Source organism: Variovorax sp. J2P1-31 (assembly GCF_030317215.1).
Classification (GTDB): Bacteria; Pseudomonadota; Gammaproteobacteria; order Burkholderiales; family Burkholderiaceae_C; genus Variovorax.
The window spans coordinates 123,117-144,895 of record NZ_JASZYA010000003.1 but is presented as its reverse complement, the minus strand read 5'-3'; the positions used below and the strand labels follow the sequence as shown (position 1 = coordinate 144,895).

Here is a 21,779-nt window from a genome sequence, read left to right as displayed (position 1 = left end):
CAGGCACCGACATCGCGGTGCCATCCACCATCCCGGGGAACCCATGTTCAAGTTCATTGCCCAACTCTTCTTCCTGGCGGCCGCGGTGCTGCCGATGGCCAGCCAGGCCCAGGACGCGATCAAGCTCGGCTACGCCAAGTGCGCGCACTGCACGCCGCTGGCGCTCACGCCCGAGAACGCCACCGGCGTGAAGCTCGAGGCCATCGCCTTCAACACCGGCAACGACGTGCTGACCGCGCTGCTGTCCAAGAGCATCGACGTGGCCCAGGTCACCTACCTGCACTACGCCACCGCGCTTGACAAGGGCTTCGACGTGGTGGCGATCTCGGGCCAGATCAACGGCGGCTCGCAGATCCTGGTGGGCAACGACCTGCCGCTGGCCGAGAACGACTGGGCCGGCCTGAAGAAGCTGATCGCCGACTACAAGGCCCAGGGCAAGCCCTTCCGCGTGGCGGCCTCGCGCGGCAATGCGCAGGACATCCACATGCGCGGCGCCTTCGCCAAGCAGGGCATCGACATCAACAAGGACGTGCAGTTCGTCAACATCCCGAACCCCTCGGACCATGTGCAGGCGCTGCGCCGCGGCGAGGTCGAGCTGATCTGCTCGGTCGACCCCTTCGCCACCCAGATCCGCGAAGTCAAGGCCGCCAAGCTCTTCGCCTACCCCTACGACCAGGCCGCGGGCAAGCTCACCAACCTGATCGTGACGCGCTCCGACGTGATCGCCTCGCGTTCCAAGGGCGTGGAAGAAACGGTGCGCTCCATCGTCAAGGTCAACGACCTGATGAGCAGCAACAAGACCCTGTTCGTCGACACCATCCAGAAGGTCACGGGCCTGGACAAGGCCGTCGCCACCGGCGCGGTCGCGAACCTCTACCCCGACTACGAGATGCACCGCGCCTCGGCCGTGGCCATCGCCAGGATGATGCGCGACCTCAAGTACATCAACACCGACGTGAGCGCGGCGGTGGAGAAGAACATGGACTACCGCTTCCTGGAGGCGGTCACGGGCAAGCCCAAGTCCGCCCTGGGGTATTGACCCACCCCCGAACGGCTCACTGCGTGTAGCCGGTCCCCCCTCAAGGGGGCGCACCCGATGGCCCGGCAAAGCCGGATCCATGGGTGCCCACTAAGGGGTCCGGACCACCCCCGATCGGCTCACTGCGTGTAGCCGCTCCCCCTCGAGGGGGCGCACCCGGCGGCCCGGCTAAGCCGGTTCCGCGGGTGCCCGCGAAGGGGTCCGAGGAAAGGGAAGGGCGCACTGCGCATTGAAAGAGAAAAGGTTTTGCAGATGACACAGCTATCCACTTCACTCCCCGCGGCGCAGGCGCCGGTGGCCGCCGTGCCGCTCTGGAAGCGGCTCTATGGCCGCATCGAGCGTGCGATCGTGCCGGTCCTGCTGCTCGTGGGCTGGGAGATCTTCTCGCGCTCGGGGGTGTTGCCGCCTGCGCTGCTGCCGGCGCCTTCGCAGGTGCTGGTGGCCTGGGCCGACTGGGTGTTCGCGACCGATGGCAACACGCAGACCTACAGCGGGCACTGGATCCAGGACGTGGCGTCGAGTGCGCTGCGGGTGTTCGCGGGCTTCGCGATCTCGACCGTGCTGGGCGTGGGCATCGGCATGGCGATCGGCTGGTCGCGCACGGTGGAGCGGCTGATCGAGCCGGTGCTGCAGATCCTGCGGCCGGTGCCGCCGGTGTCGTGGATTCCGCTGGCCATCATCTGGTTCGGCATCGCCGACAAGCCCGCCATCTTCCTGGTCTTCCTGGGCTCCTTCTTCCCGGTGCTGCTGAGCACCATCCACGGCGTGAAGAGTTGCGACCGCAACCTGCTGCGCGCCGGCGCCATGACCGGCGGCACGCCGGGCAAGCTGCTGCGCTACATCGTGTTCCCGGCCGCGCTGCCGAGCATCTTCTCGGGCCTGCGCATCGCGATCGGCTCGGCCTGGATGCTGACCGTCACCGCCGAGATGGTGGCGGTGAAGAGCGGCGTGGGCTATGTGCTCTGGGATTCGTACTACTTCCTGCGCTACGACATCGTGATCGCCGCGATGGTCAGCATCGGCCTGCTCGGCTTCCTGAGCGACCTGGCGATCAAGCTGATCGCCGCCCGCGTGCTGCGTTGGCAGCGCGGCACCACCAAGGAGGCCTGAGATGAGCCTGATCGAAATCAACAACGCCACGCGGCTGTTCGACGACCCCAAGCGCAAGGGCTCGGTCAAGGCGCTCGACAACGTGAGCCTGCACGTGGCGCGCAACGAGTTCCTGTGCCTGCTGGGCCCGAGCGGCTGCGGCAAGTCGACGCTGCTGAACCTGATCGCGGGCTTCGACAAGCCCAGTTCGGGCACGGTGCGCGTGGGCGGCCAGATCGTGAGCGCGCCCGGCGCCGACCGCGGCGTGGTGTTCCAGCAGCCCACGCTGATGCCCTGGCTCAGCGTCTGGGAGAACGTGGCCTTCCACCTCACGATGCAGGGCGTGGGCAAGGAACTGCGGCGCAAGAAGGCGCAGCACTTCATCGAGATGGTCAACCTCAAGGGCTTCGAGAACCACTTCCCGAGCGAGCTCTCGGGCGGCATGAACCAGCGCGTGGGCATCGCGCGCGCACTGCTCATGAACCCCGAGGTGATCCTGATGGACGAGCCCTTCGGCGCCCTCGACGAGCAGACCAAGATGGAGATGCATGCCGAGCTGGTGCGCATCTGGCGCGACAGCCAGAGCACCATCGTCTTCGTGACCCACGGCATCGACGAATCGCTGGCGCTGGGCACGCACGTGGCCGTGATGTCGGCGCGGCCCGGCCGCATCCGCGAGATGATCACCGTCGACCTGCCGCGCCCGCGCGACCCGACCAGCCCCGAGTTCAACGACGCCAAGCGCCACATCCTGTCGCTGCTGCGCCCCGAGCCCGTGGCCACGGAGGCCTGAGGTGTCGACCTTCGTCACCGGCGCCTGCGGCTTCGTCGGCCTGGCGCTGACCGAGCACCTGCTGTGGCGCGGGGAGGACGTGGTCGGCTTCGACCGCGCCGCGCCGCCGCCCGCCGCGCTGCGGGCCTTCGAGGGCCTGCCGGGGCGCTTCGCGATGGAACTGGGCGACGTGCGCGATGCCGATGCGCTGCAGCAGGCCATGGCCGCGCACCGGCCACAGCGGCTGGTGACGCTGGCCGCGATCACCGCCGATGCGCAGCGCGAGCGCGCCACGCCGGGCGCGATCTTCGACGTCAACGTGGGCGGCGTGATCGCGGCGCTCACGGCCGCCGCGGCCTGCGGCGTGACGCGGGTGCTGCATGCGAGCTCGGGCTCGGTCTATGGCGCGAGCGGCGAGGGCGCCGAGGCGCTGTGCGAAGACACGACACCGCTGCGGCCCGAAGGCCTCTACGGCATCTCCAAGCAGGCGGCCGAGGGCGCGGCACTGCGGCTGGCGGCGCTGCACGGCCTCGACCTGGTGGTGGGCCGGCTGGGCACCTGCTTCGGGCCCTGGGAGGCCGACACCGGCGTGCGCGACACGCTCAGCGCACCGCTGCAGATCCTGCGCCTGGCCGAGCGCGGCGAGCCGGTCGTGCTGCCGCGCGCGGGCCAGCGCGACTGGCTCTACGTGCGCGACGTGGCGGCCGCGATCAGCGCGCTGCTCGACCGTCCGCACCTGCCCCGCGCCGTCTACAACGTGGCCGCGGGCTTCAGCGGCGCGATGACCGAGTGGTGCGCCGCGGTGGCCGCGCGCCATCCGGGCTTCGACTGGCGGCTGGCGCGCGAGGGCGAGCCGGCCAACGTCGACTACTACGCGCCTTACGACCGTGCGCCCATGGCCATCGACCACCTGCGCGCCGACACCGGCTTCTCGCCGCGCTTCGACCTCGCGGCCGCGGCCAAGGACTTCCTGGCCTGGCGCGACGGCCAAGGCCTTTCACCTCGCACGCGGCGCCTGTCGCATCCTGCCCATGCCTGATTCCTCATCCTCCCAACGCATGGCCGGCCAGGTCTGCATCGTCACCGGTGCCGCCTCGGGCATCGGCCGCGCGATCGCGCGCACGCTGGCCGCGCAGGGCGCGACGGTGGTGGTGGCCGACGTCACGACCGAGGTCATCGAAGGCGGCGCGCCGACCGCGGAAGTGATCGCGGCGGAAGGCGGCCAGGCCGTCTTCATCGCAACCGACGTGGCGCGCACCGAGCAGGTCGATGCGTTGGTCGAGCAGGCCGTCGCGCGCTTCGGCCGGCTCGACGTGCTGGTCAACAACGCCTGCATCCGCCATGCGCGGCCCTTGCTCGAACTCGAGGAGGCCGACTGGCTGCGCGTGCTCGACGTGAACCTGGGCGGCGTCTACCGCTGCTGCCGCGCGGCGGTGCGCCAGATGGTGCGGCAGGCGCCGGTCGACGAGGTGCGCGGGCGCATCGTGAACCTGTCCTCGCAGCACGGCCTCATCGCCGCGCCGGGCGACCTGGCCTACGGCACCAGCAAGGCCGGCACCGCCTACCTCACGCGCCAGGTCGCGGCCGACTACGCGGCGCAGCAGATCGTCTGCAACGCGGTCGCCCCCGGCAAGATCCAGACCGGCGCCGGCGGCCGGGCCATCGACCCCGTGGTGATGGAACGCGCCGAGCGCCGCACGCCCTGGCCCCGGCTGGGCCGGCCCGACGACGTGGCGCGCGCGGTGCTGTTCCTGGCCAGCAGCGACGCGCGCTTCATCACCGGCACCGAGTTGATGGTCGACGGCGGCTGGATGGCGGCATGACCCACCCCCGTTTGACCGGCCTCACTGCGTGTGGCCGTCCCATCCCCCCCTCAGGGGGGCGCACCCGGCGGCCCGGCAAAGCCGGTTCCGCGGGTGCCCTGGCACGGACTGCCCTTCGATCCCCTCTGAATATCCCTCACCCCGCACACCTCCCATGTCCGACTTCGACCTCGTCATCCGCAACGCGCGCGCCGTGACCGCTTCCGACACCTTCGACTGCGACATCGGCATCCGCGCCGGCCGCATCGTGCAACTGGGCGCGGGCCTCGGGCCGGGCGCGCGCGAGATCGATGCGGCCGGCCGCACCGTCACGCCCGGCGGCGTCGATGCGCACTGCCACCTCGACCAGCCGATGCCGCCGCCCCAGCGCATGGCCGACGACTTCGACAGCGGCACGCGCTCGGCGGCCTGCGGTGGCACCACCACCGTGATCCCCTTCGCGGCCCAGCACAAGGGGCAGTCGCTGCGCGCGGCGGTCGAGGACTACCGCGCGCGCGCCGAGGGCAAGGCGCATGTGGACTACGCCTTCCACCTGATCGTGAGCGACCCCACGCCCGAGGTGCTGAAGGTCGAGTTGCCCGCGCTGATCCGCGAGGGCTTCACCTCCTTCAAGATCTACATGACCTACGACGACATGAAGCTCGACGACGGCCAGATCCTCGACGTGCTCGACGTCGCGCGCCAGGAAGGCGCGATGGCGATGCTGCATGCCGAGAACTCCGATTGCATCGAGTGGCTCACGCGCCGGCTCGAGGCCGCGGGCCGCACCGCGCCGCGCTTCCATGCGCATGCGCGGCCGATGCTGGTCGAGCGCGAGGCCACGCACCGCGCGATCGCGCTGGCCGAGCTGGTCGACGTGCCGATCCTGATCGTCCACGTGTCGGGCCGCGAGGCGGTCGAGCAGATCCGCTGGGCCCGCGCGCATGGCTTGAACGTGTTCGCCGAGACCTGCCCGCAGTACCTGTTCCTCACCGCGGAAGACCTGGGCATCGACGACAGCTACAAGGGTGCCAAGTGCGTCTGCAGCCCGCCGCCGCGCGACAAGGCCAACCAGCAGGTGATCTGGGACGGGCTCAACGACGGGCTGTTCACCGTCTTCTCTTCCGACCACGCGCCCTTCAAGTACGACGCGCCCGAGGGCAAGAAGCCCGGCGGCGAGGAGGTGGCCTTCCGCCACATCCCCAACGGCATCCCGGGCCTGGAGACGCGCATGGCGCTGCTGTGGTCCGAGGGCGTGCTGGCCGGCCGCATGACGGCCAATCGCTTCGTCGACCTCACAGCCACCGGGCCGGCCAAGGCCTACGGCCTGCACCCGCGCAAGGGCACGATCGCGATCGGCGCCGATGCGGACCTGGTGGTGTGGGACGAGCGCGAGGTGGTGATCGAGAACGCGAAGCTGCACCACGCGGTCGACTACACGCCCTACGAGGGCATGCGCCTGAAGGCCTGGCCCGGGCTCACGATCAGCCGCGGCGAGGTGGTGTGGGACGGGCAGGAATTCCATCCGCGGCGCGGGCGCGGCGAACTGCTGGCCTGCGGCAGGCCCTCGCTGCTGCCGGCGCGGCGCGCGGGGTGAATGCAATGCGCCTGCTGATCATCAACCCCAACATCTCCGAGAGCGTCACCGCGCTGATCGAGGCCGAGGCGCGCCGCAGCATGGCGAGCGACACGCAGCTCACGATGAAGACCGCGCCCTTCGGCGTGGCCTACATCGAGACCCGCTTCGAGGCGCTGATCGGCGCCTATGCGGTGGCGCAGGTGGCGGCCGAGCAGGCCGAGGGCCACGACGCGGTGATCGTGGCGGCCTTCGGCGACCCGGGCCTGGGCGGCCTGCGCGAGGTGCTGCCGATGCCGGTGCTCGGGCTCACCGAGTCGGCGCTGGCCAGCGCCTGCCTGCTGGGCCATCGCTTCTCGATCGTCGCGATCTCGCAGCGCATCAGCGCCTGGTACCGCGAGGTGGTCGAGGCCAACGGCCTGGTCGGCCGGCTGGCGAGCATCCGCGCGCTCGACCAGCCGCTGCCGGGCATCGGCAGCGTGCAGACCGACCATGCGCAGGCGCTGCGCGCGCTGTGCCTGCGCGCGGTGGAGGAGGACGGTGCCGAGGTCGTCGTGCTGGCCGGCGCGCCCCTGGCGGGCCTGGCGCGCACGCTGCGCGGCGAGCTGCCGGTGCCGGTGGTGGATGGCGTGTCGAGCGCGGTGCGGCATGCCGAGTCGCTGGTGGCCCTGGCGCCCGGCAAGGCGACCCGGGGCAGCTTCGCGCCGCCGCCGCTCAAGCCCAACGCCGGGCTGCCGCCGGCGATCGAGCGTCTGTTGCTGCAGCGCCGCTGAACGGGCGCCGCGGCGCTCCCGTCAGGCCGTCAGGCGGCCCAGCAGCAGGAACTCCATCAGCGCCTTCTGCATGTGCAGCCGGTTCTCGGCCTCGTCCCAGACCACCGACTGCGGCCCGTCGATCACCTCGGCCTCGACTTCCTCGCCGCGGTGCGCGGGCAGGCAGTGCATGAACAGCGCGTCGGGCTGGGCCACGCGCATCATCTCGGCATCGACGCACCAGTCGGCGAAGGCGGTGCGGCGCGCGTCGTTCTCGGCCTCGTAGCCCATGCTGGTCCAGACGTCGGTGGTCACCAGGTCGGCGCCGCGGCAGGCTTCCATCGGGTCCTTGAAGACCTTGTAGCTCTCGGCCGAGCGGATGCCCGCGATCGACTGGTCGACCTCGTAGCCGCTGGGCGTGCTCAGGTGCACCTTGAAGCCCAGGATCTCGCTGGCCTGCAGCCAGCTGTTGGCCATGTTGTTGCCGTCGCCCACCCAGGCCACCGTCTTGCCCTTGATCGAGCCGCGGTGCTCGATGAAGGTGAAGATGTCGGCCAGGATCTGGCAGGGATGGAACTCGTTGGTGAGGCCGTTGATGACCGGCACGCGCGAGTTGGCGGCGAAGGCGTCGATCTTGTCCTGGCCGAAGGTGCGGATCATCACGATGTCGACCATGCGGCTGATGACCTTGGCGCTGTCCTCGATCGGTTCGGCGCGGCCCAGCTGGCTGTCGCCGGTGGTGAGGTTCACCACGCTGCCGCCCAGCTGGTACATGCCGGCCTCGAAGCTCACGCGGGTGCGCGTCGAGGCCTTCTCGAAGATCATCGCCAGCGTGCGGTCGACCAGCGGCTGGTGGCGCTCGTAGGCCTTGAACTTCTTCTTGATCAGCGCGGCGCGCTCGAACAGGTAGCCGTACTCCTCGGCCGAGAGGTCGGAGAACTGCAGGTAGTGCCGGATCGGCGCTGCGGCGGGGCTCGAGGTGCTCATGGCTTGGGCTCCGCGAGGAAAGTCTTCACCAGCGGCGCCAGGATGGCGACGATCTCGTCGGCCTCGGCCACGCTGAGGATCAGCGGCGGCACCAGGCGGATCACGCTGTCGGCCGTGACCGAGAGCAGCAGGCCGGCCTCGCAGGCGCGGTTCAGGATCACGCCGCAGGGACGGTCGAGCTCGATGCCCAGCATCAGGCCCTGGCCGCGCACTTCCTTCACGCCGGCCAGGCCTTCGAACTCGCGCTCGAGCGCGGCCTTGAGGTGGGCACCGACGGTGGCTGCGTTCTCGAGCAGCTTGTGCTCTTCCATGATGCGGATGGTCTCGACACCGGCACGCATCGCCAGCGGGTTGCCGCCGAAGGTGGTGCCGTGGTTGCCGGGGCCGAAGATGTTGGCGGCCTTGGGGCCGGCCACGACCGCGCCGATCGGCACGCCCGAGCCGAGGCCCTTGGCCAGCGGCATCACATCGGGCTTGATGCCGGCCCACTGGTGGGCGAACCACTTGCCGGTGCGGCCCATGCCGCACTGCACCTCGTCGATCATCAGCAGCCAGTCGCGCTCGTCGCACAGCGCGCGCACCTGCTTGAGGTACTCGATGCGCATCGGGTGGATGCCGCCTTCGCCCTGGATGGTCTCGAAGAACACGGCCACCACGTTGGGGTTGCCTTCGGTGGCCTTCCTGATGGCTTCGATGTCGTTGAGCGGCACGCGGATGAAGCCCTCGACCAGCGGGCCGAAGCCCTTCTGGACCTTGGGGTTGCCGGTGGCCGACAGCGTGGCGATCGAGCGGCCGTGGAAGGCGGCTTCGTAGACCACGATCTCGGGGCGTTCGATGCCCTTGTCGTGGCCGAACTTGCGCGCCAGCTTGAGCGCCGCCTCGTTGGCCTCGAGGCCGGTGGAACAGAAGAAGGCGTTGGTCAGGCCCGACAGCTCGGTCAGCTTGGCCGCCAGCTGCTCCTGGCCGGGCACGTGGTAGTAGTTGGAGCTGTGGATCAGCTTGGCGACCTGGTCCTGCAGCGCGGGCACCAGTTCGGGGTGGTTGTGGCCCAGCGTGTTCACGGCGATGCCGCCCAGCCCGTCGAGGTAGACGCGGCCGTTCGTGTCCCAGACTCGGCAGCCCTGGCCGTGCGACAACGCGATCGGCAGGCGGCCGTAGGTGTTCATGACGTGGGGCGACGTGGGTTCGGCAATGGCGCTCATGCGGTTCTCCGGGAAAGGGAAGGGGATTCTAGGCCGCGGTGTTGACCGGGTTGTTGCTGATTCCGCATCGCAGCAATGTCGTTCCGCATCCGGCCGGCCGGGCCGCCGGATAGAATCGTTGTGCGCTGCAGCACCATTGCCAGCCGCTTTCCTCCCAAGATGATTTCTCCCAACGCCAAAGAAGTTTTCATCCAGGGCATCACGGCCGATGGCCGTACGTTCCGTCCCAGCGACTGGGCCGAGCGCCTGGCCGGGGTGATGAGCCCCTTCCGACCGGGCGGCGCGACCCCGGGCAGCCACCTGAGCTATTCGCCCTGGTGCGTGCCGACCTCGATCGGCGGCGTCAAGTGCGTGATCGTCCATGCCGACCTGCGCGCCCACGACGTGATGGCCTGGGACTTCGTGATGAACTTCGCCCGCGACAACGGCCTGCAGATCGCCGAGGCCTGCCTCGTGCCGGACACGCCGCCGCCGGCGGCCAAGTAGCGGGCCGCAGCGCCGCGGCGCGCACGGCGCCTCAGGGGTGGCGGATGCCGGCCTCGAGGTAGTCCATGAAGAGGGCGCGCTCCTGCTGCGCGTTGCCGCGCCGCCCCATCGACAGCGGCCCGAAGGGCGAACGCAGCGCATAGCTGCGGTAGGAAATCCCGTAATACAGCGAGTTCATGGTGAGCAGCAGCCGGAACTGCAGCACCTCCGTCGGCGTGCCGGGCAGCAGCGCCTGCAGCCGGCGCAATGTCATCTCCAGCACCTCGCGGTGCATCTCGGCGGAGAAGCGCTGCCCCTCCTCACCGAAATCCCAGCCCAGCCGGCCGATGAAGCAAACGGCGTCCCGACCCAGGCCCGGCTCGCCGAGCATGTCGATCATCGGGCCGAAGGCGGCGTCCAGCACGTCGCGCACGCTGTGCTCGCGCTCGCCCAGCGCCTCCAGCCGGGTGCAGCAGCGCGGCACCAGGATGCGTTTGAGCATCTGAGTGACCTCTTCCACCACCCGTGCGCGGTTGCCGAAGTGGTAGTGCAGCGCGGACAGGTTGGCCGCGCCCGCGGCCGCGACGATGCGGCGCAGGGAGACCGCATTCATGCCCTCCTGCGCGAACAGACGCATGGCCTCGAGCAGGAGGCGCTCGCGGGTGCCTGCGCTGGCGGCCTCGTCGCCTTTGGCGCTCGCGGGAACGGAAGGGGTTCGCATGGGTCGCCGATTGTCTACGCATCGCCAGCCAGGGTTATCTCTAATTCAACTGAATTAATTCAATGGAATTATCACGCCGTGCCATCCGCAGGTGGCGCCGGCCGTGCGCGAGCGAGGGCCGCATGAACTGAACAGAACAAGGAGACATCTCATGAATCAGCGCGCGGCCTCGGCCGACCGACGCCATCCCGCCAGGTTCTGGCTCGCGGCGCTGGCCAGCGCCGCGATGCTGTTGGGTTGCGGCGGCGGGGGAAGGAGCGGGGTCACGCTGGCCGACCCGCCACCGGAGGTCGCGCCCACGCCGCCGGACACCTCCGCATCGCTCGCGGGCACCTTCGCCGGCGGCCCGGTGATCGGCCTGGACTACAGCGGTTCGGTGAGCGGCGCGCGCCGGACCGATGGCGAGGGCCGCTACCGCTATGCCGCGGGCGAGACCTTGCGCTTCGCGATCGGCGATCTGCCGCTGGGCTCGGCGCCTGCGGCCGATGCGCTCTCGCCCCTGGCGCTCGGCAAGGCGAGCACCGCGTCGGCGCCCGAGGCGAGCAACCGGCTGGTGCTGCTGCAGACGCTGGACGTTGACGGGGATTTGAACAACGGCATCCAGCTCAGCGATGCGGTGCGGGGCATCGTTTCGAAGCACGCGCGGGCGATCGATTTCAGCCAGCCATCGGCGGCGTTCCGCGCCAGCCTCGCGCCGCTGCTGGCGGCGCTTGAGGAGGCCAGGGTGTTCACCGACCTGGACCCGCGGCCCCGCACGGCGAAGGGGGCTGTCGCCGCGCAGGAGCATTTCCAGCGGGCCACCCGGCCCCGCCAGGTGGTGATGACCGCCGAGGGCGCCCTGCGTGGTTTCGAAGCCGGTCCCGCGGCGTGGCAGTACCTCGGCATCCCCTACGCGCAACCGCCCGTGGGTGACCTGCGCTGGCGGGCGCCGCAGCCCGCGAAAGCCTGGAGCGGGGTGCGCGAAGCGGTGGGATGGCCCGACCAGTCCGCGCAGATCAGCGCGCTCGAGCGTTTCGGCGAAGGGGGCATGAGCGAGGACTCGCTCTATCTGCACGTGACCGCGCCCAAGAGCGCCTCGAAGCTGCCCGTGATGGTGTGGTTCCACGGCGGCGGCTTCACCTCGTTGACCGGCAACACCAAGCCTTTCAACAACCCTGGCACACTGGTCGGCAAGGGCGTGGTGCAGGTCTCGGTGAACCATCGCCTCGGTCCCTTCGGCTACATCGCCCATCCGGCCCTGAGCGTGGAAAGCGGCTATGGCGGATCGGGCAACTACGGCCAGATGGACCTGGTGATGGCCTTGAAGTGGGTCAAGGCCAACATCGCGGCCTTCGGTGGCGATCCAGACAATGTGACGATCTTTGGCGAGTCGGGTGGCGGCCGCAAGGTGCTGTCGCTCATGGCATCGCCCAGCGCGGCGGGGCTTTTCCACAAGGCGATCAGCCAGAGCGGCACCCTGATCCGCGACACGCGGACCCTGGCCTCGGCCGAGGCCATCGGCCTGGCGCTGCAGAAGCGCCTCGGCGCAGCGTCCATCGAAGAGATGCGCGGGCGGCCCTGGACCGAGATCGTGGCGGCCTTCGCGACGCTCGTGCCATACACCAACATCGACAACCGGTACCTGCCGCACAGCGAGCGCGTGAGCTTCGAATCGCGCACGCACAACGACGTCCCGTTCATGCTCGTGGTCAACACCAACGACACGCCCGACCCGATCGAGACGGCCCGGAACGTGCTGCCCTGGATGTCGCAACTCAGCGCCAGCAAGCATTACGCAGCGCTCTTCAGCCAGGTGCCGGGCGGATGGCGTGCCCGGGGCGTGAAGACCAACCATGCGGGCGAACTGCCCTATGTGTTCAATGCGCCGGACAGCGTCGTCACCCACTATCTGCTGGACCTGGTGACCGACCCTGCCACCGGTTCGAAGCTGGCCATCGGCGACCTGAACGGCAATGGCGTCACCGGGTCCGCGGGCGATACCGAGGACATCCTCACCTCGGCCGGCTTCGACGGCGTCGACGCGCAGGCCATCGAGAACAGCCTGGCGATCTGGACCCAGTTCGCGAGGTCAGGCAGCCCCAGCGTAGCCGGCCTGGTCGACTGGCCCGCCTATGTCCCGTCGACGGACATCTATGTGGAGCTCGGGGCATCGCCGATCGTCAGGTCGGGCCTGTCCACCGTCTTCCCCTGATTCCCATTCCTGAGCCTTGCGGCGAGGCATCGTGCCCCGCCGCGCCAAAAAAACGGAGACTTCATGATCGAACGAATGGCTTCAAGCCGGTGCCCTCGCGGCACGACGATGTGCCTTGCCGCCCTGGCCAGCGCGGCCCTGCTGCTGGGTTGCGGCGGCGGGGGAAGGAGCGGGGTGACGCTGGCCGACCCACCACCGGCGGTCGCGCCCACGCCCCCGGACACCTCGGCATCGCTCTTGGGCACCTTCGCCGGCGGCCCGGTGATCGGCCTGGACTACAGCGGTTCGGTGAGCGGCGCGCGCCGGACCGATGGCGAGGGCCGCTACCGCTATGCCGCGGGCGAGACCTTGAGCTTCGCGATCGGCGATCTGCCGCTGGGCTCGGCGCCTGCGGCCGACGCGCTCTCGCCCCTGGTGCTCGGCAAGGCGAGCACCGCGTCGGCGCCCGAGGCGAGCAACCGGCTGGTGCTGCTGCAGACGCTGGACGTCGACGGGGATTTGAACAACGGCATCCAGCTCAGCGATGCGGTGCGGGACATCGTCTCGAAGCACGCGCGGGCGATCGATTTCAGCCAGCCATCGGCGGCATTCCGCGCCAGCCTCGCGCCGCTGCTGGCGGCGCTTGAGGAGGCCAGGGCCTTCACCGACCTGGACCCGCGGCCCCGCACGGCGAAGGGTGCTGCCGCTGCGCAGGAGCACTTCGCGCGTGCCACCGGCGCGCGTCATCAGGTCCAGACCACAGGGGGTGCGCTGCGCGGCTTCGAAGCCTCGCCCACGACCTGGCAGTACCTGGGCATCCCCTACGCGCAACCGCCGGTGGGGGCGCTCCGGTGGCGTCCGCCGCAGGCGCCCGGGACCTGGAACGGCACGCGCGAGGCGACCGGCTGGCCGGACCAGTCGGCCCAGAATCCCACGCTGGAGCCGCTGGGCGAAGGCGGCATGAGCGAGGACTCGCTCTACCTCCATGTGACGGCGCCCAAGAACGCCTCGAAGCTGCCGGTGATGGTCTGGTTCCACGGCGGTTCGTTCGCGATCCTCACCGCGAACTCCAGGCAGTACAACAACCCCGAAGGCCTGCCGTCGAAGGACGTCGTGCTGGTCACCGTCAACCACCGCCTTGGCCCCTTCGGCTACCTCGCGCATCCGCTGCTCTCCGCGGAAAGCGGCCATGGCGGCTCGGGCAACTACGGCCAGATGGACCTGGTGATGGCGCTGCAATGGGTCCAGGCCAACGCCGCGGCCTTCGGCGGCGATCCGGGCAACGTGACGATCTTTGGCCAGTCGGGCGGGGGCGGCAAGGTCTACGCGCTCATGAACGCACCCGAAGCGGCCGGACTGTTCCACAAGGCGATCGTGCAGAGCGGGGCGAACGCCATCGCGACCTCGGGCACGGCGGCCGCCTCGCTGGCCGGTGGCGAGGCGATCGGCAAGGCGATGTTCGATCGCGTGTCGGTGCGCACGCTGGCCGAGGCCCGTGCGCTGCCCTGGACGGCCTTCACGCAGGCCGACCTCGACGCCGGCATCCCGCGCGAGACCTACCGGCCCAATGTGGACTTCCGCCACCTGGCGAAGACCTATGGCCAGAACATGGTGGACGGCATGCCCAGCGACGTGCCGCTGATGGTCGGCGCCACCTCGGGCGACTACCCCTCGCTGCGCGCCGCGCTGCCGGTCTTCATGGCGCAGCGCACTCCGAGCTACCGCTCGCCGCAGTTCGTCTACCGCTTCAGCCGAATCCCGGACGGCTGGGCCGGTATGGGCGTGCAGAGCGGGCACAGCGGCGAGCTGCCCTACCTGTTCAACCATCCGCTGGGCCTGGTGAGCAACTACACGATGGGACTGGTCCTGACGCCCGACGGCCGCAAGCCGCCGATCGCCGACCTGAACGGCAACGGGGTCAGCGGCACGGCCGGCGATGTCGCCGACATCGCGGCGTCGATCGGCTGGGGGCCCGACGATGCGGCGGTCAGCGCGGCGACGATGAGCCTCTGGACCCACTTCGCGAAGCACGGCTCGCCCGGCACGGCGGCCATCGACTGGCCGGCCTATGCGAGCGGCACCGAGCCGTACCTGGAGATCGGCCCGGGAGGCACGACGACCGTCCGCGGCGGGCTGGCCGGCGCGTTCCCCTGAGGAAGAAGACGACGGCGCCCGGCTGGGCGCGAGAAGGGCGAAGCGCCCGCGCTCACTCCTCCCAGGTGCGCGTGCCGCCCTGCTGGAAGCTGCGCCGGTAGGCCGAGGGCGTCGAGCCCACCATCTGCCGGAAGCGGCGCGCGAAGTGCGCGGGCTCGCCGAAGCCCGTGCTCTCGCCGATCTCCGCGGCCGAGGCGGCCGTGAACACCAGCAGCGTCTTGGCGCGCTCGATGCGGCGTTCGGTCACCAGCTCCAGGAAGGTCTTGCCGGTCTCGCCCTTGAGCAGGTGGGCCAGGTGCGTGGCCGAGACGTGGCTGGCCTGTGCCGCGTCGCCCAGCGTGAGTTCCTGCGCCAGGTTCTGGCTGATGTAGCGGATGCAACGCAGCACCGCCGGCCGGTACGACTGCAGCGCCATGCCCCGCACCTCGCAGTCGCGAAAGTCCTCGCCGTAGCGGCGCCACACCATGCCGATCAGGTGCAGCAGGTGGCTGCGGATCAGCAGGTGGCTGGCCGTGTCCTCGCCCGGCGGGCGCTGCGCCTCCTGCGCCATGCGCTCGCACAGATCCTGCAGTTGCTCGGTTTCGTGCGCGTCGAAGCGGAAGTCCAGGCAGTGCTGGAAGCGGAAGGGCGCGAGCTCGGGCGCGCGCGACAGCGGCACCTCCGAGAGTTCGAACACATCGAGGTCCAGCGCGGGCAGCAGGTAGTCCTTGCTGATGTTGATCACATGGAACACGCCGTCGGCCGCGTTCGGGATGTAGTGCACCAGGAAGGGCAGCACGAAGCTCACCGTGCCCGCCGCGATGGGGCGCTGGCTGCCGCCGATGTAGTGCGTGGTCTCGCCGCGCGTGTTGACGTAGATCTGGAAGTACTCGTGCCGGTGCGGTACCGGGTTCGGCAGGCAGTTGCTCTGGTCGTGGATGCCGAAGTAGGCACGCTGCGCCCGCGCCGCCATCGTGTAGTTGCTGATGGCGGCACGCGCCGCACCGGCACGGGGCGGCGCGAGGTCGAGGAGGGAAGAGGGCAGGGGTTGCATGGAGGAGCCGGTCGCAAGATCGCAAGGATTGCATAGCTTTGCGCAAGCCTGTGCGTTGAGGCCGGGGGGCCTCGTTCCTAGACTCTAGCAACGCTTCTTCCATCCTTCCAGAGAGACAAACCTGATGTCCGTCGACACGAAAAATCCCCCCGCACCGACCCCCGAGGGCCTGCAGGTCCAGCCCGTCTCCATCGCCATCGTGGGCAGCGAGCAGCGCTTCCCGGTGCGCCGCGTCTACTGTGTGGGCCGCAACTACCTGGCCCACATCCGCGAGATGAAGGAGGGCGACGAGCGCGATCCGCCCTTCTTCTTCCAGAAGCCCGCCGACTCGGTCGTGACCGACGGCCGCGTGCCCTACCCGGTGCTGACGGACGACTTCCAGTTCGAGTTCGAGCTGGTGGTGGCCATCGGCAGCGAAGCCCAGGACGTGTCGCCCGAGGCTTCGCTTGCGCACGTGTTCGGCTATGCGGCCGGCCTGGACATGACGCGGCGCGACCGCCAGCGCGAATGCAACAAGCGCGGCCTGCCCTGGGAGCAGGGCAAGTCCTTCGACCACTCGGCGCCCTGCGGCCCCATCCACCCGGTGGCGCAGGTCGGCCACATCCGCTCGGGCGCGCTGAGCCTCGCGGTCAACGGCGCGGCGCGGCAGGATTCGGTGCTCGAGAAGATGATCTGGAACGTGCACGAGATCGTCAGCGAGCTGTCCAGACAGTACCGGCTGTTCCCCGGCGACCTGATCTACACCGGCACGCCCGAAGGCGTGGGCCCGGTGCAGCGCGGCGACCGGCTGGTCGGCCGCATCGAGGGCCTCGCGCCCTTGCAGGTCGAGATCGTCTGAGCCCCCGTCACCGCATCGAAAGCAGGAGCAAGCAACCATGAAACCACTCGAACGCATCTCGTACTCGGCGATTTCCGACCGCCCCGCGCTCCAGCTGCCCGGCGGCAAGCGCCTGGCGGTCTGGGTCATCGTCAACGTCGAGGAATGGAACATCGACGAGACCATGCCCCGCACGGTGCTCACGCCGCCGGCCGGCGGCTCGCCGATGCCCGACATTCCGAACTGGGCCTGGCACGAGTACGGCAACCGCGTGGGCTTCTGGCGCATGCTGGAAGTGATCGACCAACTGGGCATCGGCGCCACGCTGGCCATCAACGGCTCGGCCATCGCGGCCTACGAACCGATCGCGCGCGCGGCCAAGGAACGCCAGTGGGAGTTCATCGGCCACGGCTTCGGCCAGCGCAACATGCAGAAGGTGCCCGACGAGGTCGAGGACATCGCCAAGACCACCGAGGCCATCCGCGCCTACACCGGCAAGCGACCGCGCGGCTGGCTGGGCCCGGGCCTGACCGAGACCTGGCACACGCCCGACATCCTGGCCGAGCAGGGCTACGAGTACGTCTGCGACTGGGTGCTCGACGACCAGCCGGTGGAGCTCAGGACGCGCAACGGCGGCACCATCGTCAACGTGCCCTACACGCAGGAGTGCAACGACGTGGCGATGATGCTGATCCAGCACCACAAGGCCAGCGAGTACCGCGACCGCGCGATCGACCAGTTCGAGCAGCTCTACGCCGACGCCAAGGATTCGGCGCGCGTGATGGCGCTGGTGGTGCACCCCTACATCATGGGGGCGCCGCACCGCCTGCGCTATTTCCGCGAGGCGCTGGCCCACATCCAGGCGCATGAGGACGTGGCCTTCCTGACCGGCGAGCAGATCCTCGACTGGTACGGCGCCGCGCGCAACGCGGCCTGAACCCCTCGCCGGCGCGGCGGCGCCGGCGATGTCACACGCAGAAGAACGAACAACAGACACATTTCTCGCCCGGCGAGAAGGAGACGACACGTGCAACCCTCGACCTCGGCCATTCCCTCCGTCGTCGGCGATGCGCGCCGCGAGGCGCCCATCACCGCACTGGAGATCGGCATGTTCCTTGTGCTGCTGGCCTCGTACGCGCTCAACGCGATGGACCGGCAGATCTTCCCGCTGATCGCGGCCGACGTGCGCCGCGAGTTCGGCTTCGGCCTGGCCGACACCGGCCTGCTGTCGACCATCTTCACGCTGGGCATGGCGGTGGCCGGCGTGCCCACCGGCTACCTGCTGGCGCGGCTCTCGCGCAAGGCGGTGCTGCAGATCGGCATCGCGATCTTCTCGGCCGGCACGCTCTTGACCGCCTACTCGCACGGCTTCGCCGACATGATCCTCTACCGCGCCGCCACCGGCATCGGCGAGGCCATGCAGCTCACGGTGGTGATCGCGATCGCCGCCAGCTACTTCGCGCGCTACCGGGCGACCGCCGTGGGCGCGATCAACTTCTCCTTCGGCATCGGCGCCATCGTCGGGCCGCTGCTGGGCGGCCACCTGATCGGCGTCGAGCGCGACTGGCGCCTGCCGCTGCTGGCCTTCGGCCTCGCGGGCTTCGGCGCCATGGCGCTGATCGCGCTCACCGTGAGCCGGCGCATGACCGAGAAGGTGGCGGCCGCGGGCACGCGCGTCGACGAACGCGGCGCCACGACGATGTGGAACCGCAACACCGTGCTGCTGACCGGCATGAGCGTGATCGGCGGGCTGTGCATCTACGGCTACCTGGGCATGTACCCGACCTTCCTGCGCGAGCACCTGCACTACACGCCGGCCGACACCGGCCGCGTGATGAGCATCTTCGGCTTCGGCGTGTTCGCCTCGATCTTCGGCGGCTGGCTCGGCGACCGCTTCCATCCCAAGCTCGTGCTGTCGCTGAGCTTTCTCGGCACCGGCCTGCTGGGCTTCCTGATGTTCTCCGGGCCGACCGGCATCGGCGTGCAGTCGGTGCTGTCCTTCGCCTGGGGCTTCGTGGTGAGCGGCGTGTTGTACGTGAACCTGGCCGGCTACCACATCAAGGCCGTGCGGGCCGCGCTCACCAACCGCGCCACGGGCGTGTTCGTGACCACGCTCTACGGTGCCGGCGCCTTCGCGGGCTTCATCATCGGCGGCATCGCGGCGCGCTTCGGCTGGAGCGTGGCGGGCATCGTGCAGATCACGCTGCTGGCGGCGCTCGGGATCGTGCTCACGCTGCTGCTGCGCACCGACCGCATGGCGCTGCCGGCGCGCGCGAAGAAGTCGTCGTCGTGATGCTGCTCGACTGGGCGCTGCTCGGCAGCGCCGCGGCGCTGGCCGGTGCACTCAACGCGGTGGCCGGCGGCGGCAGCTTCCTCACCTTGCCGGCGCTGGCGATGGTCGGCGTGCCGCTGGTGTCGGCCAACGCCACCGGCACCGCCGCGCTGCTGCCGGGCTACCTGGCCGGCGCCTGGGCCATGCGGCGCGAGCTGTCGGGGCCGATGTCGCCCTCGCTGTTGCGGCTGGCGGTTCTGTCGGTGCTGGGCGGCGCGGCCGGTGCGGCGCTGCTGCTGTCGACCTCGAACCAGGCCTTCGCCCGCATCGTGCCCTGGCTGCTGCTGGCCGCGACGCTGCTGTTCGCCATCGGCCCGGGGCTGGTGCGGCGCCGTTCCATCGATGCAAAACCGCGCGGCCCCTGGCTCGCCGATCTGGGGATCGTGGCCGTCGCGGTCTATGGCGGCTACTTCAACGGCGGCCTGGGCATCCTGCTGCTCGCGGTGCTGGGCGCGCTGGGCCATACCGACATGGGCCGCATGAACGGCATCAAGAACTTCGTCTCGGCCATCCTCACGCTGATCGCGGTCGTGCTCTATGCGGCCAGCGGTGCCATCGTCTGGTCGCACGCGCTGTGGATGGCGCTGTTCGCCACGCTCGGCGGCTACGCCGGCGGCACGCTCGCACGGCGGCTGCGGCCCGACTTGGTGCGCGGCTTCGTCGTGCTCACCGGCCTCGCGATGACCGCGGCCTTCCTCTACAAGGTCCGCTGAGCGGGCCTCCCTTTTTTCTTCTTCTTCACCATCACGGGGCTCGGAACATGACAACAAGCAAGAGAGCGTTCATCCGCATGGCCGGCGCGCTGGCGGTCGCGGCCACCGGTGCGCCGGCGCTGATCGGCACGGCCTCGGCGCGCACGGCGCCCGCGGCCGCGCGCCGCGGCAGCTATCTGATCCGCAACGGCGCGGTGATCACGGTCGACCGCGCCACGGGCGTGCTGCCGCGCGCCGACGTGTGGGTGCGCGACGGCGTGATCGAGAAGGTCGGGCCGGGCCTGCGCGCGCCGGGCGCCGAGCTCATCGATGCCACCGACATGATCGTGATGCCGGGCTTCGTCAATTCGCACTACCACATGTGGAGCGCCATCGGCCGCAGCTTCACCGCGCGCGAGGGCGGCTTCTCCTACTACCCGGCCAAAGGCGCGACCTCGGTGCTGTATTCGGCCGAGGACTTCTACAACAGCGTGCTGCTGGGCTGCGCCGAACTGGCCAACGGCGGCACCACCACCGTGCACAACTGGTCGCACAACACGCGCTCGCCGGCCCATGCCGACGCCGAGCTGCGCGCCCACCGGCAGGCGCTGCTGCGCGCCCGCTACGCCTACGGCCACGTCGACCAGATGCCGGCCGACGAGGTCAACCGCTACCAGGACCTGCCGCGCGTGCAGCGCGAGTGGTTCGGCGAGCGCTCGCCGCTCGACGGCCTGGTGCACCTGGGGTTGAACCTGCGCGGCCCGCAGCAGAGCACCGATGCGGTGTTCCACGAGGAGATGAAGTTCGCCAAGGCCAGCGGGCTGCCGGTGGCGATCCACGCGCCGCAGGAGGCGCCCAACAACGTCGACGCGGTCGATTACGAGCGGCGCGGCTACCTGGGGCCGGATTTCATGATCGCCCACTACGTGCCGGCCACGCCGGCCGACCTGGCGGCCATGGCACGCACCCGGACACCGCTGAGCTTCGCCACGCACTCCGAGCTGCGCCTGAGCAGCACCGGCGATGCACGCGCCGCGCTGTTCGCGATGCGCGCGGCCGGGCTGACGATCTCGCTGTCGAGCGACGCCACCTCGATCGCGCCGCCGGACATGTTCGAGATGATGCGCTTCACCTGGAACCTGGGCGTGCCGTGGACCGGCACGCCCAGCGAGAAGGCCCAGGCCGTGGGCGTGCGGGAGGTGATCGAGATGGCGACGATCAACGGCGCCAAGGCCATGGGCCTGGCCGAGGTCACCGGTTCGCTCACCGAAGGCAAGCGCGCCGACATCATCCTGGTGCGGACCCGGGACCTGAACATGTGGCCGGTGGGCAACATCGAGACCGCGATCGTGCAGGGCGGGACGAGCAGCAACGTCGACACCGTGCTGGTCGACGGCCGCATCCTCAAGCGCAACGGCCGGCTCACGGCCTACAACCTGGCGCAGATCCGCCAGCGGGCCCAGGCCTCGGCCACCCGGATCCGGGCCGCGGCGGGGGACAAGCTGGTCTTCTGATCGTCGGTGGGGAAGGCAGAAATGAAAAAACCGCCCGAAGGCGGTTTTTCACTTTTTGCACTTTGCTGCAGCGCACCCCTGTCAAACGGCGGACTGGAAACCAGTCCGGGCTTGGCCTGACAGGGTCAGGCGGCGGTCGCCGGTGCGGCCAGGGCGAGTGCCTTGACCTTGGCCGACAGGCGGCTCTTGTCGCGAGCAGCCTTGTTCTTGTGGAAGATGCCCTTGTCGGCGACGGTGTCGACGATGCTCTGGGCCTTCGCGAAGAGTTCGGTGGCCTTGGTCTTGTCGCCGGCCAGCACGGCCTTCTCGACGTTCTTGACCGCGGTACGGTATTTGGAGCGCAGCGAGGTGTTCGCAGCGTTGAGCTTGACGTCCTGGCGGACGCGCTTGCGGCCCGACGCCAGGCGCGGGTTCTTCTTTTTGGGTTTTGCGGATGCCATTATTAGGTTCCTTGTGTCTGGGGATGATGCAGCAAAGCCAAAGATTATACCTCGCCCCCCAGGCTTGCTCACTTCGTGTAGCCTCCCTCCCCCCTACCGGGGGGCGACACCAGCGGCCCGGCGAAGCCGGTTCCGCGGTGTCCCTGGGCTTTCGCTAGGGGGATTTTTGCCGTATCGGCGGGGGTGCTTGCCGGATGCTCCGGGGCTCGGTTCGGCGCCCTT

At 69.7% G+C, this 21,779-nt stretch carries 20 protein-coding genes; 15 read left to right on the top strand and 5 right to left on the bottom strand.

Features of this window, described 5'->3' with window-relative positions:
* Positions 1 to 43 precede the first annotated feature (43 nt).
* The 7 genes from QTI20_RS20600 (at position 44) to QTI20_RS20570 (ending at position 7,051) form a co-directional block, all read left to right on the top strand.
* Complete coding sequence (locus QTI20_RS20600; RefSeq protein ID WP_286554671.1) at positions 44 to 1,039, top strand: ABC transporter substrate-binding protein; 996 nt, start codon at positions 44 to 46, stop codon at positions 1,037 to 1,039.
* Positions 1,040 to 1,291: 252 nt separating this feature from the next.
* On the top strand, positions 1,292 to 2,149 hold the full coding sequence (locus QTI20_RS20595) for an ABC transporter permease (RefSeq protein WP_286554672.1): 858 nt from the start codon (positions 1,292 to 1,294) through the stop codon (positions 2,147 to 2,149).
* A gap of 1 nt (position 2,150) precedes the next feature.
* Positions 2,151 to 2,921: an ABC transporter ATP-binding protein gene (locus tag QTI20_RS20590; RefSeq protein ID WP_219210137.1), complete on the top strand. Its 771-nt coding sequence runs from the start codon at positions 2,151 to 2,153 to the stop codon at positions 2,919 to 2,921.
* A gap of 1 nt (position 2,922) precedes the next feature.
* Entirely contained in the window at positions 2,923 to 3,939 is a 1,017-nt protein-coding gene (locus QTI20_RS20585; protein ID WP_286554673.1) for an NAD-dependent epimerase/dehydratase family protein, read from the top strand.
* Positions 3,932 to 4,723, top strand: coding sequence for an SDR family NAD(P)-dependent oxidoreductase (locus QTI20_RS20580; RefSeq protein WP_286554674.1), 792 nt, complete (start codon positions 3,932 to 3,934; stop codon positions 4,721 to 4,723). The genes QTI20_RS20585 and QTI20_RS20580 overlap by 8 nt, the downstream gene beginning before the upstream one ends.
* A 154-nt stretch (positions 4,724 to 4,877) precedes the next feature.
* A complete protein-coding gene (gene hydA, locus QTI20_RS20575) occupies positions 4,878 to 6,299 on the top strand; it encodes a dihydropyrimidinase (RefSeq protein ID WP_286554675.1) in 1,422 nt (473 codons plus the stop codon).
* A 5-nt stretch (positions 6,300 to 6,304) separates the two neighbouring features.
* On the top strand, positions 6,305 to 7,051 hold the full coding sequence (locus QTI20_RS20570) for an aspartate/glutamate racemase family protein (protein WP_286554676.1): 747 nt from the start codon (positions 6,305 to 6,307) through the stop codon (positions 7,049 to 7,051).
* Between the two features lie 21 nt (positions 7,052 to 7,072).
* Here QTI20_RS20570 and argF read toward each other — a convergent pair whose 3' ends face one another.
* Positions 7,073 to 8,017 carry an ornithine carbamoyltransferase gene (gene argF / locus QTI20_RS20565; protein WP_183025545.1) on the bottom strand — a complete coding sequence of 315 codons (945 nt, stop codon included), beginning with the start codon at positions 8,015 to 8,017 and terminating at the stop codon, positions 7,073 to 7,075.
* Positions 8,014 to 9,219 carry an aspartate aminotransferase family protein gene (locus tag QTI20_RS20560; RefSeq protein ID WP_286554678.1) on the bottom strand — a complete coding sequence of 402 codons (1,206 nt, stop codon included), beginning with the start codon at positions 9,217 to 9,219 and terminating at the stop codon, positions 8,014 to 8,016. The genes argF and QTI20_RS20560 overlap by 4 nt, the downstream gene beginning before the upstream one ends.
* 159 nt (positions 9,220 to 9,378) lie before the next feature.
* On the opposite strand from QTI20_RS20560, the gene QTI20_RS20555 reads away from it, so the two are divergent.
* A complete protein-coding gene (locus QTI20_RS20555) occupies positions 9,379 to 9,705 on the top strand; it encodes a DUF3579 domain-containing protein (protein WP_183025543.1) in 327 nt (108 codons plus the stop codon).
* A gap of 31 nt (positions 9,706 to 9,736) precedes the next feature.
* Here QTI20_RS20555 and QTI20_RS20550 read toward each other — a convergent pair whose 3' ends face one another.
* Positions 9,737 to 10,405 carry a TetR/AcrR family transcriptional regulator gene (locus tag QTI20_RS20550; RefSeq protein ID WP_286554680.1) on the bottom strand — a complete coding sequence of 223 codons (669 nt, stop codon included), beginning with the start codon at positions 10,403 to 10,405 and terminating at the stop codon, positions 9,737 to 9,739.
* A 151-nt stretch (positions 10,406 to 10,556) separates the two neighbouring features.
* On the opposite strand from QTI20_RS20550, the gene QTI20_RS20545 reads away from it, so the two are divergent.
* Positions 10,557 to 12,596 (top strand): carboxylesterase family protein, encoded by a 2,040-nt coding sequence (locus tag QTI20_RS20545; RefSeq protein ID WP_286554681.1) that lies wholly within the window; start codon positions 10,557 to 10,559, stop codon positions 12,594 to 12,596.
* Between the two features lie 108 nt (positions 12,597 to 12,704).
* Positions 12,705 to 14,729 (top strand): carboxylesterase/lipase family protein, encoded by a 2,025-nt coding sequence (locus QTI20_RS20540; protein WP_286554682.1) that lies wholly within the window; start codon positions 12,705 to 12,707, stop codon positions 14,727 to 14,729.
* A 52-nt stretch (positions 14,730 to 14,781) separates the two neighbouring features.
* Here the strand turns inward: QTI20_RS20540 and QTI20_RS20535 are convergent, their stop codons facing one another.
* A complete protein-coding gene (locus tag QTI20_RS20535; protein ID WP_286554683.1) occupies positions 14,782 to 15,762 on the bottom strand; it encodes an AraC family transcriptional regulator in 981 nt (326 codons plus the stop codon).
* Between the two features lie 124 nt (positions 15,763 to 15,886).
* Between QTI20_RS20535 and QTI20_RS20530 the strand changes: the two genes are divergently transcribed.
* The 5 genes from QTI20_RS20530 to QTI20_RS20510 all read left to right on the top strand — a co-directional run bounded on the left by QTI20_RS20530 (position 15,887) and on the right by QTI20_RS20510 (position 21,117).
* Positions 15,887 to 16,600: a fumarylacetoacetate hydrolase family protein gene (locus QTI20_RS20530; protein WP_286554684.1), complete on the top strand. Its 714-nt coding sequence runs from the start codon at positions 15,887 to 15,889 to the stop codon at positions 16,598 to 16,600.
* Positions 16,601 to 16,637: 37 nt separating this feature from the next.
* Entirely contained in the window at positions 16,638 to 17,516 is an 879-nt protein-coding gene (locus tag QTI20_RS20525) for a polysaccharide deacetylase family protein (RefSeq protein WP_286554685.1), read from the top strand.
* Between the two features lie 90 nt (positions 17,517 to 17,606).
* Positions 17,607 to 18,872, top strand: a complete 1,266-nt coding sequence (locus tag QTI20_RS20520; RefSeq protein WP_286554686.1) for an MFS transporter — start codon at positions 17,607 to 17,609, stop codon at positions 18,870 to 18,872.
* Entirely contained in the window at positions 18,872 to 19,624 is a 753-nt protein-coding gene (locus tag QTI20_RS20515; RefSeq protein WP_503011830.1) for a sulfite exporter TauE/SafE family protein, read from the top strand. Before QTI20_RS20520 ends, QTI20_RS20515 begins: the two co-directional genes overlap by 1 nt.
* A 47-nt stretch (positions 19,625 to 19,671) precedes the next feature.
* Positions 19,672 to 21,117: an amidohydrolase family protein gene (locus QTI20_RS20510; protein ID WP_286554687.1), complete on the top strand. Its 1,446-nt coding sequence runs from the start codon at positions 19,672 to 19,674 to the stop codon at positions 21,115 to 21,117.
* A 125-nt stretch (positions 21,118 to 21,242) separates the two neighbouring features.
* On the opposite strand, the gene rpsT is transcribed toward QTI20_RS20510, so the two are convergent.
* Positions 21,243 to 21,557, bottom strand: coding sequence for a 30S ribosomal protein S20 (gene rpsT / locus QTI20_RS20505; protein ID WP_183025535.1), 315 nt, complete (start codon positions 21,555 to 21,557; stop codon positions 21,243 to 21,245).
* Positions 21,558 to 21,779: the final 222 nt, after the last annotated feature.

What these genes read in the sequence shown, in the direction of transcription:
- QTI20_RS20580 (WP_286554674.1), top strand. Translation starts at nt 3,932, where the DNA reads ATGCCTGATTCCTCATCCTCCCAACGCATGGCCGGCCAGGTCTGCATC.
- QTI20_RS20535 (WP_286554683.1), bottom strand. Translation starts at nt 15,762, where the DNA reads ATGCAACCCCTGCCCTCTTCCCTCCTCGACCTCGCGCCGCCCCGTGCC.
- QTI20_RS20530 (WP_286554684.1), top strand. Translation starts at nt 15,887, where the DNA reads ATGTCCGTCGACACGAAAAATCCCCCCGCACCGACCCCCGAGGGCCTG.
- QTI20_RS20555 (WP_183025543.1), top strand. Translation starts at nt 9,379, where the DNA reads ATGATTTCTCCCAACGCCAAAGAAGTTTTCATCCAGGGCATCACGGCC.
- hydA (WP_286554675.1), top strand. Translation starts at nt 4,878, where the DNA reads ATGTCCGACTTCGACCTCGTCATCCGCAACGCGCGCGCCGTGACCGCT.
- QTI20_RS20540 (WP_286554682.1), top strand. Translation starts at nt 12,705, where the DNA reads ATGTGCCTTGCCGCCCTGGCCAGCGCGGCCCTGCTGCTGGGTTGCGGC.
- QTI20_RS20550 (WP_286554680.1), bottom strand. Translation starts at nt 10,405, where the DNA reads ATGCGAACCCCTTCCGTTCCCGCGAGCGCCAAAGGCGACGAGGCCGCC.
- QTI20_RS20515 (WP_503011830.1), top strand. Translation starts at nt 18,872, where the DNA reads ATGCTGCTCGACTGGGCGCTGCTCGGCAGCGCCGCGGCGCTGGCCGGT.
- QTI20_RS20525 (WP_286554685.1), top strand. Translation starts at nt 16,638, where the DNA reads ATGAAACCACTCGAACGCATCTCGTACTCGGCGATTTCCGACCGCCCC.
- rpsT (WP_183025535.1), bottom strand. Translation starts at nt 21,557, where the DNA reads ATGGCATCCGCAAAACCCAAAAAGAAGAACCCGCGCCTGGCGTCGGGC.
- QTI20_RS20545 (WP_286554681.1), top strand. Translation starts at nt 10,557, where the DNA reads ATGAATCAGCGCGCGGCCTCGGCCGACCGACGCCATCCCGCCAGGTTC.
- QTI20_RS20600 (WP_286554671.1), top strand. Translation starts at nt 44, where the DNA reads ATGTTCAAGTTCATTGCCCAACTCTTCTTCCTGGCGGCCGCGGTGCTG.
- QTI20_RS20560 (WP_286554678.1), bottom strand. Translation starts at nt 9,219, where the DNA reads ATGAGCGCCATTGCCGAACCCACGTCGCCCCACGTCATGAACACCTAC.
- argF (WP_183025545.1), bottom strand. Translation starts at nt 8,017, where the DNA reads ATGAGCACCTCGAGCCCCGCCGCAGCGCCGATCCGGCACTACCTGCAG.
- QTI20_RS20570 (WP_286554676.1), top strand. Translation starts at nt 6,305, where the DNA reads ATGCGCCTGCTGATCATCAACCCCAACATCTCCGAGAGCGTCACCGCG.
- QTI20_RS20510 (WP_286554687.1), top strand. Translation starts at nt 19,672, where the DNA reads ATGACAACAAGCAAGAGAGCGTTCATCCGCATGGCCGGCGCGCTGGCG.
- QTI20_RS20595 (WP_286554672.1), top strand. Translation starts at nt 1,292, where the DNA reads ATGACACAGCTATCCACTTCACTCCCCGCGGCGCAGGCGCCGGTGGCC.
- QTI20_RS20590 (WP_219210137.1), top strand. Translation starts at nt 2,151, where the DNA reads ATGAGCCTGATCGAAATCAACAACGCCACGCGGCTGTTCGACGACCCC.